Origin of the sequence: Kineococcus arenarius subsp. arenarius, from assembly GCF_050871845.1 — a bacterium.
Lineage (GTDB): Bacteria > Actinomycetota > Actinomycetes > Actinomycetales > Kineococcaceae > Kineococcus.
In genome coordinates this window covers 1-1,046 of the sequence record NZ_JBJLSE010000191.1, presented here as the reverse complement: position 1 = coordinate 1,046, position 1,046 = coordinate 1, and the positions used below count along the sequence as shown (strand labels likewise).

General features: G+C 68.5%; 1 protein-coding gene. It reads right to left on the bottom strand.

Annotated features, from left to right (window positions below; genetic code table 11):
- Positions 1-28: 28 nt before the first annotated feature.
- On the bottom strand, positions 29-1,046 hold a 1,018-nt coding region (locus ACRYM0_RS20850; protein ID WP_432507762.1), incomplete at its 5' end, for an IS630 family transposase.

Below are 1,046 nucleotides of genomic sequence, written 5' to 3'. Positions count from 1 at the left end.
CCTAGTGGTCAGCTCGGGAAGTTCCTGATCATGCTGCGGCCTGCCAGGTGAAGCGGACGGGCCGGCGAGTCTGGCTCCGTTCGCGAGCCCAGGCTTGCACGGCCCGGTCGCACTCATCCGTGGTGGTGAACCAGCCGTGCTTGAGGACCTGACGAGCAAGGATCCCGAACACTGACTCGATGGGGTTCACCCACGAGGCGTGCTTGGGGGTGAACAGCACCTCGATGCCGGGATGCTCCGCCAGCCAGGCCGTGGTGGCCCTGCTGGTGTGCGCTGACCCGTTGTCCATCACCAGGACGAAGTCACAACCATGCGCATCCGCCAGGTGCTCCAAGACCTTGATGAACGCCGTCGAGTCCATCCGGGACCGCGCCCTGATCATCTCGACCGCGCCGGTGGCGCAGTTCTGCACTCCGTACCAGGAGACGGTGCCGCGACGCACGTACTCGAACTCCCGGCGGACCGTGCCGTCGCCGGCGCGACTGTCAGCTCTCACCGGGGTGCGAACTGGATGCGCGGTCTTCTCATCCAGACTCAACACCGCCCGCCCGTCGACCCGGGCGGCGGTGACGGCGTGCTGCACGGCAGCGACTTTGCCGTCGAAGTCCGGATCGGGACGGCGATGGATCCAGCCGCGAACGCGGTGGACCTTCACGCCCAGCGCGCTGAGTTGAGTCGTCACCCAGGAGCAGGTGACGCCCCAGTTCAGGTTCCACAGCGCATCGCGCAGTGCGCGGTGGGTCCACAAGGCGTGCGGGCCTGGCCGGGTGGAGGTGGCCAGCGTGAGCAGATCACGAACGGCCTCGTCGCGGTAGAGAGGTGGTCGCCCTGAGCGGGGTGCATCGAGCAGACCGCAGATCCGGTCCGTGGCGACGCGTTGGACCCACTTGCGCACGGTGTTGCGGGTGGTGCCGTGCTCGGCTGCGACTGCGCGCAGCGACCTGCTGCGCGCTGCCAGCGCCACTCGGGCGCGGAAGGCGTGCCGCTGCGCCACGCCGGGGTGGGCGGCGACGTAGTGCAGTTGCTGCTCGATAGTCTGCGCCGTG